The organism is Streptomyces sp. NBC_00459 (assembly GCF_036013955.1).
In the GTDB taxonomy this organism is placed as follows: domain Bacteria; phylum Actinomycetota; class Actinomycetes; order Streptomycetales; family Streptomycetaceae; genus Streptomyces.
The window spans coordinates 4,840,035-4,854,183 of record NZ_CP107903.1; the positions used below are offsets into that span (position 1 = coordinate 4,840,035).

Consider the following 14,149-nt stretch of genomic DNA (forward strand, 5'->3'; position numbering starts at 1 on the left):
AGGGCCCGGAACCCGGGGGGGTGGGTTCCGGGCCGTCCTTCGCGGGCCGTACGTCCGTCAGCTCGCGGAAGCGGAAGGTGAGGCCGTGTCCGCCGGTGACTCGGACGCGCCCGGCTGCGCCGCGTCGCCCGTGCCGTCGTTGGTCGCCTCCGGGTCGACGCCCATCGTGATGGAGCCGATCACGCCCTTCGCGATGTTCTTCTTGTCGTACTTCAGCTTGAGCAGACCGCCCGCGGTGCCGCTCTGGTCGTAGATCGTGTCCTCGGTGAGCGTCGTGCGCTCGGTCGTCGACGTCGAGTACGGCTCGACCGTGGCGGAGAGCAGCACCGACTCCTCGTCGAGGAAGAACTGACCGGTGTGGCAGGTGGTGCCGCCCTCGTAGCCGGCGTCCGTCCAGGTGCCGTCCACGTGCACCTTCGTGTGGATGTGGACGGTGCGGCCCCGGTACCAGCCCGGGAAGACCGTCTTGAAGGTGACCCGGCCCTGCCGGTCCGTCTTCCAGGTGCCGCGCAGGTAGCGCTTGTCGTCGGTGGGCTCCTCGTGCACACCGCCACCGCCCGTGCCGCCGGAGGGGGCACCGGAGGGCGCGTCGGTCGGCGGCTCACCGGTCGGGGTGCCGGAGGGTGCGTCCGTCGAGGCTCCGCCACCACCACCGGTGGAGAGGCTCTCGTAGCCGGAGTACAGGCCCAGGGCGTCGCAGTGCCAGATGTCGACGGCCGCGTTGACGATCGGCTTGCACGACTCGGAGTCGATCACCCGCAGGCTCAGGGTCAGCGGGATGCCTTCCTTGTCCTCGGTGATGTCCTGGCGGAGCTTGTCCGCGTCGATGTAGTACGGACCCTCCGTGGTTTCCGAGGTGAGCGTGTAGCAGACCTCCGAGCTGCTGCCGGAGGCCTTGGGGGCGGGGGTCTTCTTGCCCTTGCCCGTCTCACCCGCGAACGCGCCCGCCGCAAGTCCGCCCGCGACGCCCACCGCCGCCACCGCTCCGGCGCCGGTGACGACGACCTTCCGACGCGTCAGATCCCGCTTGTGCTTCGGCCCTTGAATCTCTGTCATGGTCGTGAAACCTAGGTAAGACGCCTGTCAGGACCATGGGAAAGGACTGTGCTTTCCTTTGCCTTTTCCTGAACCAAGGAGAAATGCGCGAAAGGGGCGGAAAACAGAGATCCATTTCCCGCCCCCGGAGTGCGAATTAGGGAAGCCTAACCTTATTTAATTGCTGTCGTGTGTCTCGTCCGGCGCCACGCCCATCGTCAGCTCGGCGCGAACCCCGCGCCCGATGTCCCGCTTCTTGTACCGCAGCCGCAGCAGCCCGCCCTCGGCGCCGTTGTCCGGGTAGATCCCGTCCTCGTCGAGGGTCGTACGAGGGGCCGTGTTCGTCGAGTACGGCGCCACCTCCGCCGAGAGCAGCACCGACTCCTCGTCGAAGAACAGCTGGCCGGTGTGGCAGGTGTGCCCGCCCTCGTAGCCGGCGTCGGTCCAGGTGCCGTCCACGTGCACCTTGACGTGGATGTGCACGCAGCGACCCCGGTACCAGCCCGGGAACACGGTCCGGAAGGTGACGTAGCCGTGCCGGTCCGTCTTCCACGTACCGCGCAGATAGCGCTCGTCGTCGGTCGGCTCCTGGTGGCCGCCGGGCCCGCCGGGACCGCCAGTGGGGGGCGGACCTGTGGGTACGTCCGTCGGCTCGCCGGACGGCGGGGTGCCGCCGCCACCGCCACCGCCGTTGCCCATGTCCTCGTAGCCGGAGTAGATGCCGAGCGCCGAGCAGTGCCAGATGTCGACGGCCGCGTTCCGCACCGGCCTGCAGTTCTCGGCGTCGATCACCTTGAGCCTGAGGGTCAGCGGGATGCCCTCCTCGTCCTCGGTGACGTCCTGGCGGAGCTTGTCCGCGTCGATGTAGTACGGACCCTCGGTCGTCTCCGTGGTCAGTACGTAGCAGGCCTCGGGCGTGCCGGAGGGGGTGCCCGACGGGGTGCCGGAGGGCAGGCTCCCGGGGCCGTGCGCGCCCTTGCCCTCCGGCGCTCCCTGCGCCGACGCGAGTCCGGCGCCCAGAGCCACCGCCGTGGCCGTCACGGCCGTCGCGCCACCGGCGACGACGACTCTGCGGCGCGTCAATTCCCGCTCCGCTGCTGTCTGTTGGGGGGATTCAGTCATGACTGGGGAGATTATGAATCGAACCTGTCAAAGCCCTGTGATTCCTGGGGATGACATGAGAATGGCTCGGAATCGTCGCCGATTCCGAGCCATTCACCGAAGGCCGCAAAGCCCTCTATTCCGAATTACCGATGCTTTACTTCGGCTGCGGCTTCCGCACCGAAATGTGCAGCTCCCGAAGCCGCGCCTCCTCCAGCTCCGTCGGCGCGCCCATCATCAGGTCCTGGGCGTTGCCGTTGAGCGGGAAGGCGATCGTCTCGCGGATGTTCGGCTCGTCGGCGAGGAGCATGACGATACGGTCCACGCCGGGCGCGATCCCGCCGTGCGGAGGGGCGCCGAAGCGGAGCGCGCGGAGCATACCGGCGAACTCGCGCTCGACGGTCTCCTCGTCGTAGCCCGCGATGCCGAACGCCTTCAGCATGATGTCGGGCTCGTGGTTGCGGATCGCGCCGGACGACAGCTCCGTACCGTTGCAGACGATGTCGTACTGCCAGGCCAGGATGTCCAGCGGGTCCTGGGTCTCCAGGGCCTCCATGCCGCCCTGGGGCATCGAGAACGGGTTGTGCGAGAAGTCGATCTTCCCCGTCTCCTCGTCCTTCTCGAACATCGGGAAGTCGACGATCCAGCAGAACCGGAAGACGTTCTCCTCGAAGTGCCCGGCACGCTTGGCGGCCTCGACCCGCACCGCGCCCATGATCTTCGAGACCTCGTCGAACTCGCCCGCGCCGAAGAACACGGCGTGACCGGGGGCCAGCGAGAGCCGCTTGGTCAGCTCTGCGACGTTCTCCTCGGTGAGGAACTTCGCGATCGGCCCGGACAGCGAACCGTCCTCGGTCACGCGCACCCAGGCCAGGCCCTTCGCACCCAGCGTGACGGCGAAGTCACCCAGCTGGTCGAAGAACTTCCGGGTCTGCGACGCCACGTCCGGCACCGGCAGAGCACGTACGTGCTGACCGGCGAAGGCCTTGAACTCCGAGCCCGCGAAGACATCGGTGATGTCGACCAGCTCCAGCTGGGCGCGCAGGTCCGGCTTGTCGGAACCGTACTTCAGCATCGACTCGCGGAACGGGATGCGCGGGAAGGGCGAGGTGACCTCGCGGCCCTTGCCGAACTCGGTGAACAGCTCGGTCATCAGCCGCTCGATCGGCTGGAAGACGTCCTCCTGCTCGACGAAGCTCATCTCGACGTCGAGCTGGTAGAACTCGCCCGGCGAACGGTCCGCACGCGCGTCCTCGTCACGGAAACAGGGCGCGATCTGGAAGTAGCGGTCGAACCCGGAGATCATCAGCAGCTGCTTGAACTGCTGCGGGGCCTGCGGCAGCGCGTAGAACCGGCCCGGGTTGAGGCGCGACGGCACGACGAAGTCGCGGGCACCCTCCGGGGAGGTCGCCGTGAGGATCGGCGTGGCCATCTCGTTGAAGCCCAGCGCGGTCATCTTGTGCCGGATCGCCGAGATGACGGCCGTACGCAGCATGATGTTGCGGTGCATGCGCTCGCGGCGCAGGTCCAGGAAGCGGTACTCCAGGCGCCGCTCCTCGTTGACCCCGTCCTCGGCGTTGATCGTGAAGGGCAGCGGCTGGGCGGCGCCGAGCAGCTCCACCTCGCCGACCTCGACCTCGACCTCGCCCGTGGGCAGCTCGGGGTTGATGTTCTCCGCACCGCGCGAGACGACCTTGCCGTCGACACGGACGGTCGACTCCTTGGAGACCTTGTCGAGGGCCTCGTAGGCGGGCGTGCCGGGGCGGGCGACGAGCTGCGTGATGCCGTGGTGATCGCGCAGGTCGATGAAGAGGATGCCGCCCAGGTCGCGCCGATTGTGCAGCCAGCCGCTCAGCCGGACGTCGCTGCCGACGTCAGAGGCGCGGAGCTCGCCGCAGGTGTGGGACCTGTACCGATGCATCGTCGTTCATCCAGCCTTCGCAGATCGGGGATCGGGGTCTGTGCCGGCGAAGGGTTCGGTGTTTCACGTGAAACACCGAACCTCCGAAAACACAGACCCAGGGTACCGGCCGCCCCGAGACCGCTTCCCCGCATTTGTTCGCAGGCGTAGCCTGTACCGCTCTTCCACAGGGTGCCCCGTACAGCTTGGGTGGCACGCTGCGATCACCTCTCCATAAAGTAGGTCAATGCGCACTGGTGAGCCCCTGCCCGCCGTGGGGGACGTCCTGGTCGCCCTCGCAACCGGCATGTGGCATTGGGACACAGCCACACAGCTGGTCACGCTCGACGCCGAGGCGGCCCGCCTGCTCGGCCTGCCCGCCGAGCCGACCACCCTCACGGAGGCCGCGACCCGGGCCCGTCTCCACCCGGTCGACTGGAACGAGATCGTCGGCGTCATCCAGCTCGCCGTCGCCGAGGACAGCATCGCCGAGGTCCGGGTCCGCGTCATGGACGAGCAGGGCCGGGTCATCCGTACCGCACGCAGCCGCGCGAAGCCGACCTTCGACACCGCTCGCAAGGCGTACGACGTGATGGGCACCCTCCAGGAGGTCACCGAGCCCTCGCCCGCCACCGCCGCGCGCACCCCCGTCACCGGTGACTGGCGGCGCTCCCGGGAGGCGTTCCTGCTGGACGCGGGCCGGGCGCTGGCCGAGGCGCGGTCCACGGAGGAGGTGCTGCGGGTCGCGGCCGGCCTGTCGATGCCGGGATTCTCACCGGACGGCCTCGCCGTCTTCGGCGTCCAGGGCGACCGACTCACCGTCATCGGCCACCACGGCCAGCGCCCCGGCGACGAGCGCCCCTTCTCCCACATGCCTCTGGAGACCGACTACCCGGCCGCCGAGGTGGTCCGCACCGGCCGGGCCGTCTACCTGTCCTCCCCCGAGGCCTACAAGGCCCGCTACCCCACCGCCTGGCCACTCGCCCAGGTGTTCGACCGGCAGTCCTGGGCGTTCCTGCCACTGACGGTCGCGGGCCGCACGATGGGCGCCTGGATGGCGGGCTTCGCCTACCCGGTCAGCTTCATCCCCGACGAACGCTCGGTCCTGACGACGGTCGCCCGCATGCTCGCCCAGGCCCTCTCCCGGGCGGGCGTGGCCGAGTCGGAACGCGAACTGACCGACGGCCTGCAACGCTCGATGCTGCCGACCCTCGGCCCCGAGATACCCGGCATGGAGGTCGCCGCCCGCTACATACCGACCGGCGGCGGTCTCCAGGTCGGCGGCGACTGGTACGACATGATCCCGCTGCCCGGCGGCGGACGTTTCGCCCTGGTCATCGGCGACGTCCAGGGCCACGACGTCCGCGCCGCCGGCCTGATGGGCCAGCTGCGCATAGCGCTGCGCGCCTACGCCTCCGAGGGCCACCGCCCCGACGCGGTCCTCTCCCGCGCCTCCCGCTTCCTGCACGGCATCACCCACTCCGCGAACAGCACGGTCGGCGGCGATCTGCGCTTCGCGACCTGCCTGTACGTCGAGGTCGACCCCGCGACCGGCGTCCTGGAGATCGCCCGAGCCGGCCACCCGGACCCGGCGATCCGTATGGCGGACGGCACGGTACTCACCCGCCCGACGGCAGGCGGCCTCCCCCTGGGCATCGACCCGGACGCCGACTACCCCACCACCCTCCTCGCCCTCGAACCCGGCGAGACCATGCTCCTGTGCACCGACGGCCTGATCGAGACCGGCGGCCACGACCTGGACACGGGCTGGCAGCGCATCCGGGCGACCCTGGAGGAACACAAGGGAGACATCAAGGCCGAGGACCTGGAGGAACTGGCCGACGCCCTCGTCCAGGCCGTGCACGGCCCGTCCTCCCACCACACCACGGGCCCGCTGGCCGACCGCCGCGAGGACGACATAGCGCTGCTGCTCCTGAGCCGCCCCGGCGAGTGCGCCACCGACGGCACCCAGCCACCGTCAGCACGCCCCACCGTCCGGCGCACCATGCTGACGATCGCCCAGGCGGAACCCGAGCGCGTCGCCGTGGCCCGCCAGCAACTCCGCGAACAGCTCCACGACTGGCCCTGTCCCGACCAGGTCGACTCGGCGGTCCTCCTGGTCTCCGAGACGGCCACCAACGTCCTGGTCCACACGGACGCCGACGCCCTGGTAATCGCCGAGGTCACGGGCGCCCCCGGCGCGCGCCGCATCCGCGTCGAGGTCACGGACGTGAGCGACGACCTCCCCCACAAACGCCGCCCGGGCGAACTGGCCTCGTCCGGCCGGGGGTTGATGCTCATCGAGATGCTCGCGGACTCCTGGGGGGTGGACCCGCGGGGCGAGGGCAAGAGCATCTGGTTCGAGCTGTACGAGAGGCCGCACGAGGAGGACGGAACGGAGAAGAGGGAGAAGAGGGAGACGGAGAAGGAGGTCTAGCGCGAACGGGCACCCCGGGCGCCCAGAAATGCGGATGATACGACTATGGCCGTCACACGCACCGTCCGCAGGACCGTACCCGGGACCACGTCCACCACCGCTCCCTTCCCAGGCCCCACCGGCCACCCCCTCCTGGGCTCGGCCCTGGACCTCCGCAGGGATCCGCTCGGCACCTTCGTCGGCGCCCAGCGAGAACACGGCGACGTGGTCCGCCTGGCAGCAGGCCCGCCCGGTCTCCGTACGGTCATGTACTGCGTCTTCTCCCCCGAGGGCGCCCAGCAGGTCCTGGCCACGCAGGCCGCGAACTTCCGCAAGGACAACGTCTTCTACGAGGAGATCCGCCAGACCGGCGGCAACGGCCTCCTGACCAGCCAGGACGACGTCTACCTCCGCCAACGGCGTCTGATCCAGCCCCTGTTCACCAAAAAGCGGGTCGACGGTTACGCCGCGACGATCATCGGCGAGGCCGAGGCGACAGCGGAACGCTGGCGGAACACGCCCGACGTGGACGTCGTACGGGAGATGGACCGGCTGGCGATGCGCGCGGTCTCCCGGGTCCTGTTCGGCGCGGATGTCGAGGCCGCGGTGGACGTCATCCACGCCAACTTCCCGGTCATCAGCGCGTACATCGCAGGGCGGGCCTACGCCCCGATCCGGCTCCCGCGCACCTGGCCCACACCGTCCAACAGGCGTGCGGAGGCGGCGACCCGGGCGGTGTACGAGGTCTGCGACCGGATCATCGCGACGCGCCGGAGCAACGGGAGCGAAGCAGCCGACGAGGCAGCCGGGGCCGACCTGCTCTCCCTCCTCTCCCAGGCACAGAACGAGGAGGACGGCAGCCTCGACGCCACCGAACTCCGCGACCAGGTCCTGGTGTTCCTGCTGGCGGGCCACGAAACGACGGCGACGTCACTGGCCTTCGCACTCCGCCTCCTGGCCTGCCACCCCGAGGCAAGGGCCCGGGTCCAGGAGGAGATCGACGCGCTGCCGCCGGGGGAGCCGTACACGGCGGCGACCGTTGACCGACTCCCGTACCTGACACAGGTCCTGAAGGAGACGATGCGCCTGTATCCGGCCGCGCCGCTGATGGGCAGGCGGGCGGTGGCAGAGACGGAGATCGACGGCCACATCATCCCGGCGGGCGCGGACGTCCTCATCTCGCCCTGGGTCACCCACCGCCACCCGGCCCACTGGGACACCCCCGACCGCTTCGACCCGGACCGCTTCACCCCCGACCAGGAGACCGCCCGCCACCGCTACGCATGGCTCCCCTTCGGCGGCGGCCCCCGCGCGTGCATCGGCCGCCACTTCTCGATGCTGGAGTCGGTCCTGGCCCTGGCGGTACTGCTCCGCGAGTACGACGTCGAGGCGCCGACCGCGGAGATGCCGGTGACGGCGGCGGTGACGTTGCAGGCGGCGGGGGAGGCCCGGGTGGGGTTGCGGGCGCGAGGGCGCGGCCTGGCGTCAAAATCGGTGCGCCCGTATCCCCCTAATGAATGAACAAGCTTGCTATGGACGCGCGTTGCTCCTCCACCTGCCTACCTTCCGAGGCGGAGGTGATGCTCGATGTACGAGCAGAACAACACGCGCAAAGACGCGATCGACATCAACGACTTCGTGTACGCGGCCACGGGGGCGCGGGTACGGAGGCTGACGATGCCGGACGGGACGCACTGGTTTCCCGCGACGGACGTACTCAACAAGCTGGGGTACACGAACCCCAGGAAGACTCTGGCGGACCATGTCCCCACAGAGCACCGAGAGACTCTCGAGACCGTAACTGGAGGGCACGGTCTCAGTGTTCCCGCAGGTCGGGAGTGGCGCCGAGACATGAATCTCGTGGACCTCCAAGGTCTGATCCGGTTGGTCAACGGCTGTACCAAACCGTCGGCACAGCCGTTCAAGGCCTGGGCCTCAGAAGTCATCGCCACCATCCAGCGCGACGGCTCCTACTCCCTCGAACCGGCCACCCTGCAACCCACCCCGACCACCGTCACCGCCTACGCGGTCCCCCAGCAACTCGCCGACGCCCTCGTCCGTCTCGAAGAGCGCGTCGACCGCCAGGACGAAACCCTGCGTCAGATCGACACCAAGCAGAACGTGATCGTCGACATGCTCAGGGACCTCACCCAGACCCTCCGCCGCGCCGGCGACCTCACCCGCCCCGTCCAGGCCCCGGAGCTGACACCCCAACAGCTCCTGTCCAACTGGAAGTCCAGGAACCTCGTCGTCACCGAGGACGTCCACAAGGTCGCCGCCCACCTGGCCCCGGCCCTGCTGCACGGCGGCGCCAACTACAGCGTGGAGGAGATCTCCGTACACACCGAGCTCTCCCCGGACCGCGTCCGCCACAGCCTGGAACTGCTGTCCGAGCAGGGATGCGTACGCGAGGCCGGCCGCACTCCGGACGACACTCCGTTCTACGTACTGCCGTAGTCCAGTAGCGCCGAAGACAGACGGGCCCGAAGCCGCAAAACAAGGTTGCGGCTTCGGGCCCGTTCGTACAGTACTGAAATTTCCTACGGTCTACAGGCCACCCTCGGACATTCCATGCACAGCCGGCACAGTTCCCAGCCGACCCTTCTGGAAGTCCTCGAACGCCTGCTCAAGCTCCGCCCGTGTGTTCATCACGAACGGGCCGTAGTGGGCCATCGGCTCACGGATCGGCTGCCCGCCGAGGAGTACGACCTCCAGGTCCGGGCTGTTCGCGTCCTGCAGTTCGTCCGCGCGGATCGTCAGGGACGAGCCCGCGCCGAAGACCGCGGTCTGGCCCTTGTGGACCGGGCGCCGGTCCACACCCACGCTGCCGCGGCCCGCCAGGACGTACGCCAGGCCGTTGAAGTCCTCGCGCCAGGGGAGGGTGACCTCCGCGCCCGGGGCCAGCGTGGCGTGGACCAGGCTGATCGGGGTGTGGGTGATACCGGGGCCCTCGTGGCCGTCCAGCTCACCGGCGATGACGCGCAGGAGCGCGCCTCCGTCGTGGGACGTGAGGAGCTGGACCTGACCTCCTCGGATGTCCTGGTAGCGCGGGGCCATCATCTTGTCCTTGGCCGGGAGGTTCACCCACAGCTGGATACCGTGGAAGAGGCCTCCGGACATGACGAGGGACTCCGGGGGAGCCTCGATGTGGAGGAGGCCCGAGCCGGCCGTCATCCACTGGGTGTCACCGTTGGTGATGGTGCCGCCGCCACCCTGCGAGTCCTGGTGGTCGAAGATCCCGTCCATGATGTAGGTGACGGTCTCGAAGCCGCGGTGAGGGTGCCAGGGCGTGCCCTTGGGCTCACCCGGCGCGTACTCCACCTCACCCATCTGGTCCATCATGATGAACGGGTCGAGGTGCTTGTAGGCGATCCCGGCGAACGCCCGGCGCACCGGGAAGCCCTCACCCTCGAAACCGCTCGGCGCGGTCGTCACGGTGAGCACGGGACGCGCCACGGCGTCGGCCGGAGCGGCCACACGGGGCAGGGTCAGCGGGTTCTCGACGGTCACTGCAGGCATGTCGGGACCTCCTTGTGCGGCCAGTTTAGTTGATTATTGAACTTCCTGCTACCCCTAACAGGGGAGGCCCGGAGGGCATTCCCTCCGGGCCTCCTCAGCCGACCGGGGCCGGCCGGTACGCGCGGTACTAGTTGCTGAAGTACAGGTACTTCCAGGATCCGAACGTCGTCGAGTTCACGTTGTCGCCGGAGGCGCCGTCGATGTACGCCGACCGTACCCGGGCCCGGATGCCCGACTCACCGGGCGCCACGAGCTCCACCGCCGACCTGCCGTTCGTGGCGAGCGCGAAGTACTGGGACTCGGCGGAGTACCACGTGCCCTCGAAGTACACCTGAAGGTCGAAGCGCTGCTGACGGCCCGGGTAGTAGGGCATCGAGGTCGTCAGCACCGGGTTGGTGTTCTTGTGGAACCAGTAGTACGAGGTCGAGCCGATCTTGGCGGTCTTGTAGTGCCGGGACACGGCCGTGGAGATCCGCACCCGCGCGTTCGCCGTGACCTTGACCGTCTTCGGCGCGAAGCGGGCGTCACCCTTGAAGACCGCGGTGACGTTCGTGTCGCGGGTCATGTCGACGGTCGCGGTGAGGTTTCCGGCGGAGTTGACCTTGCCGGTCTTGACCAGCCTCTTCGGCCTGTCGCTGCCGTGCGGGTCGGCCCAGATCTCGACCGTGCGGTTCTTGTACGTCCGGCCCAGGTGTGCGGTGAACCTGACGTCGGTGCCGTAGTTGTAGAGCTTCTTGTTGTTGTTCAGGGTCAGCGTCGTCGCCGTACGGGAGACCGCGACCTTGTCGGAGACGGCGACCGGCGTGTGCGCGGCGTCACCGGCGTACGCCACCTTGTAGGTGACCGTGCCGCCGACGGGCGGGGTGTTGGTGAAGGAGTACGTGCCGTCCGACTTCACCGTGACCGACGGCAGTGCCCTGCCGTTCGGGGTCTCCAGGTCGGTGCGGGTGACGCTCAGCTTGACGCCGGCCGGCAGCGCGACCGTCGCCGAGAGCTTTCCGGAGACCGTGAGCTTCTTGGCGCGGGTGGCGTTCGACGGAGCGTTCACCGTCAGGGTCGGGACGTTCTTCGTCGGGTCGGTGAGCACCTTGAGGGTGTAGCCGCTGCCGGTACCGACCACGGCGAAGATCCGCGAGGAGTCGGGTGCCCAGGCCAGGTCGGCGGTGCCGTACGTGCCGGTCGGGTACGTACGGAGCGACCTCGTGGCGTTCGGCCGGTAGACGGCCACCTTGGTGCCGGTGACCTGGGCGATCAGGCCGTTCGGAGCGATGTCGGCGCTCTGGCCGCCCGGGTAGGCGCCCGCCTTGGTGAACGAACCGTTCGCGTAGGCGTCCCGGTCCGTGCCGTTGACCAGTACCTGCGCGGCGCCGGGGACGAGGTCGATGTCACCGATGCCGCTGTTGAGCGTGTAGTCCGCCTGATACCAGGCGGTCAGCTCGGGCGTCCGACCCGAGACGTCCACGACGGCCATCGAGTCCGAGGACAAGCCGGTCTGACCGACGGCCAGCAGACCTGGCGCCGACGCGCTCGCGTCGAGGAGCCCCTGGCCATGGATGCCGATGTTGCCCGCGGGGAACTGCTCCATCGACACCGGGCCGGCCTCGGCCACGGCCACCCGAGCCGCGGCGGACGAGTCGGAGGAGCCGGACGGGTCCGACGAGGAGTCGGCCGAGGTCTCCGGGGACGGGGTGGGGGACGTGGGCTCGGCCGAGGGATCGGGCGACGGCTCCGTCGTGGGCTCCGCGGACGGCTCCGTGCTCGGGTCGTCGGACGGGTCCGGTGCGGGCGACGTCGGCGGCTGGGACGGCGGGGCCGTCGGCTCGACGGTCGGCGGCTCGGAGGTCGGGACGGCCGTCGGGGTCGGTGTCGGGTCCGGGGTCTCGGTCCAGTTCGGGTCGACCGAGCCCAGGTCGCCGTCCCACTGGTCGCCGTAGCTGAACCAGAGCTTGCCGCCGGTGAAGGCGAGGTAGCGCGGGCCGGTGTCGGTGGGAATCGAGTAGCGGGCCTTGATGTTCAGGGTGGCCGGGTCGAGGGCCACGATCTGGTGCCGCGCGGGCAGGGACGCGTACAGGGTGCGTCCGTCGTCGGACAGTGCCAGGTCGGCGACGGAACCGAGGCCGCCGACCGTGTCGACGACGGCGCCCGAGTAACTCGCCGCCACTACACGGCCGTTGCCGCTGTCGCCGACGAAGACCCGCTTCAGGATCGCGTCCGCGACGATGCCCCCGGGCGACTGCACGGTGGCGACGGCCGCCGAGGCCGTACCGGTGGTGGCGACGCTCAGTGCCACCGAACTGAAGAGAACCGCGAGCGCCGTCGCGGTCGAAGTGCTGCGCATGCGCACAGTAATGAACCCCCCACAAGGAACCCGGCATCACCGGGAGCTGAGAGCGCCGCGCGACACCCAGGCGCGACCGCCGGAAGCGGTGGCCAGTGGGGCGCGGCTGCCAGAAGGAACCCTATGGCATGCCTGTGACAATCACAGAGGGGATTTCCAGCGCGGAAGACAACGATTTCGGCGCGGGGGACGGGGTTTGCGGCACGCGGGGAGCAGAGGGAGCGGCGGCGGCGATCCTCAGCCGTACATCCTGCGCATCGCGAACTCCACCATCTGCTCGACCGCCTTGGCGTCGAACACCATGCGGTGCTCGCCCTCCATGTCCACGACGAAGCCGTAGCCCGTGGGCAGCAGGTCGATGACCTCGGCGCCGGTGATCACGAAGTACTTGGACTCCTTGCCGGCGTAGCGGCGCAGCTCCTTCAGGGAGGTGAACATCGGGATCACCGGCTGCTGGGTGTTGTGCAGCGCCAGGAACCCGGGGTTGTCGCCGCGCGGGCAGTACACCTTCGACGTGGCGAAGACCTGCTGGAAGTCCTCGGCCGACAGTGAGCCCGTCGTGAAAGCGCGCACCGCGTCCGCCAGGGACGGCGGGGACGGCTCGGGGTACAGCGGCGGCTGCTGGCCGTACCCGCCCGGCATCTGCTGCTGCGGCTGGGCGTACTGCTGCTGCGCCCCGGCGGCGTTCTGGTCATAGCCGTACATGGGCGCAAGAGTACCGAGAGCGCGGCCGAGTGGGGGCGGCCCGGTCCCCTGCTTGCGGCCGACGCGGCCGGACCGTCCCATGGGGAGTCCACAGGTGCGGCCCTGGTTTGCCACAGCGGGCGCTCATACCGTCGACTTCGACAAAGGAATGATCAGGCAGCGGCAAAGTCCGGGTAATACCCGGCGGGCGCAGACAGAGGGAGACGGCCATGAGCGGACACGGGCACCACGCCCAGGCGGACCACGGCGACCACGAGGTCCACGAGCACGACAGGGGCCTCTCCTACGACCTCCCCGTCCTCGCCCGTCGCCGCATGATCCGCCTGCTGGCCGGCGCGAGTCTGGTGCCGCTGGTGGGCTGCAGCGCCGACGACGACTCCACGTCCTCCGCCGCCGCCTCCGACACCTCGTCGAGCGGCACGGCCTCCTCGTCCTCGTCCGCCGAGTGCGCGACCATCCCGAACGAGACCGCCGGCCCCTACCCGGGCGACGGTTCGAACGGGGTGAACGTGCTCAAGGAGAGCGGGGTCGTCCGCAGCGACATCACGTCCAGTTTCGGGGACTCGGCGGGCGGCAAGGCCGAGGGCGTGCCGCTCACGATCACGCTCACCGTCGTCGACGCGGCCTCCGGCTGTGGGACGCCCAAGACGGGCGCCGCGGTCTACCTGTGGCACTGCGACCGCGAGGGCAACTACTCCCTCTACTCGGACGGAGTCACCGACGAGAACTACCTCCGGGGCGTCCAGGAGACGGACGACAAGGGCCAGGTGACCTTCACGAGCATCTTCCCGGCCTGCTACGCGGGCCGCTGGCCGCACATCCACTTCGAGGTCTACGGCAGCCTGGAGGACGCGACCGCGGCCACGTCGATCACGAACACCTCGCAGCTGGCGTTCCCGAAGGACGTCTGCGAGACGGTGTACGCGACGGACGGCTACAGCCAGAGCGTCCAGAACCTCAGCCAGGTCTCCCTGGAGAAGGACGGCATCTTCAGCGACGGCTACGACCAGCAGCTGGCGGCCATGGAAGGCAGCGTGGACAAGGGATACACGGCCACGCTCACCGTTCCGGTCTAGACCGGCTGTAAGGCTTCTGGCGCGTAACGCGTCACAAACGACAGGTTGGGGTTGCGTCT

Annotated in this window: 10 protein-coding genes; 4 read left to right on the forward strand and 6 right to left on the reverse strand. The window is 69.2% G+C overall.

The genetic code is table 11. From position 1 onward, the window contains the following. Positions 1-57 precede the first annotated feature (57 nt). The 3 genes from OHN74_RS21160 to aspS all read right to left on the reverse strand — a co-directional run bounded on the left by OHN74_RS21160 (position 58) and on the right by aspS (position 4,057). The gene (locus OHN74_RS21160) at positions 58-1,056 is read right to left on the reverse strand and encodes an intradiol ring-cleavage dioxygenase (protein WP_327696130.1); all 999 of its coding nucleotides are present in this window, start codon (positions 1,054-1,056) and stop codon (positions 58-60) included. A 156-nt stretch (positions 1,057-1,212) separates the two neighbouring features. After that, on the reverse strand, positions 1,213-2,157 hold the full coding sequence (locus tag OHN74_RS21165) for an intradiol ring-cleavage dioxygenase (protein WP_327696131.1): 945 nt from the start codon (positions 2,155-2,157) through the stop codon (positions 1,213-1,215). Between the two features lie 136 nt (positions 2,158-2,293). Next, positions 2,294-4,057: an aspartate--tRNA ligase gene (gene aspS / locus OHN74_RS21170; RefSeq protein WP_327696132.1), complete on the reverse strand. Its 1,764-nt coding sequence runs from the start codon at positions 4,055-4,057 to the stop codon at positions 2,294-2,296. Between the two features lie 226 nt (positions 4,058-4,283). Here aspS and OHN74_RS21175 point away from each other — a divergent pair, with 226 nt between their 5' ends. The 3 genes from OHN74_RS21175 (at position 4,284) to OHN74_RS21185 (ending at position 8,909) form a co-directional block, all read left to right on the forward strand. Beyond that, the gene (locus OHN74_RS21175) at positions 4,284-6,473 is read left to right on the forward strand and encodes an ATP-binding SpoIIE family protein phosphatase (RefSeq protein ID WP_327696133.1); all 2,190 of its coding nucleotides are present in this window, start codon (positions 4,284-4,286) and stop codon (positions 6,471-6,473) included. A 45-nt stretch (positions 6,474-6,518) separates the two neighbouring features. Continuing rightward, a complete protein-coding gene (locus tag OHN74_RS21180) occupies positions 6,519-7,973 on the forward strand; it encodes a cytochrome P450 (RefSeq protein WP_327696134.1) in 1,455 nt (484 codons plus the stop codon). Positions 7,974-8,129: 156 nt separating this feature from the next. Continuing rightward, complete coding sequence (locus OHN74_RS21185) at positions 8,130-8,909, forward strand: BRO-N domain-containing protein (protein ID WP_327700212.1); 780 nt, start codon at positions 8,130-8,132, stop codon at positions 8,907-8,909. Between the two features lie 90 nt (positions 8,910-8,999). Here the strand turns inward: OHN74_RS21185 and OHN74_RS21190 are convergent, their stop codons facing one another. From OHN74_RS21190 to OHN74_RS21200, 3 genes are all read right to left on the reverse strand, one after another. After that, the gene (locus OHN74_RS21190) at positions 9,000-9,971 is read right to left on the reverse strand and encodes a pirin family protein (protein WP_327696135.1); all 972 of its coding nucleotides are present in this window, start codon (positions 9,969-9,971) and stop codon (positions 9,000-9,002) included. A 127-nt stretch (positions 9,972-10,098) separates the two neighbouring features. Beyond that, a complete protein-coding gene (locus OHN74_RS21195) occupies positions 10,099-12,309 on the reverse strand; it encodes an Ig-like domain repeat protein (protein WP_327696136.1) in 2,211 nt (736 codons plus the stop codon). Positions 12,310-12,546: 237 nt separating this feature from the next. Then, a complete protein-coding gene (locus OHN74_RS21200; protein WP_327696137.1) occupies positions 12,547-13,014 on the reverse strand; it encodes an SseB family protein in 468 nt (155 codons plus the stop codon). 209 nt (positions 13,015-13,223) lie between these two features. Here OHN74_RS21200 and OHN74_RS21205 point away from each other — a divergent pair, with 209 nt between their 5' ends. Beyond that, positions 13,224-14,090, forward strand: coding sequence for an intradiol ring-cleavage dioxygenase (locus OHN74_RS21205; RefSeq protein ID WP_327696138.1), 867 nt, complete (start codon positions 13,224-13,226; stop codon positions 14,088-14,090). The last annotated feature ends 59 nt before the right edge of the window (positions 14,091-14,149 follow it).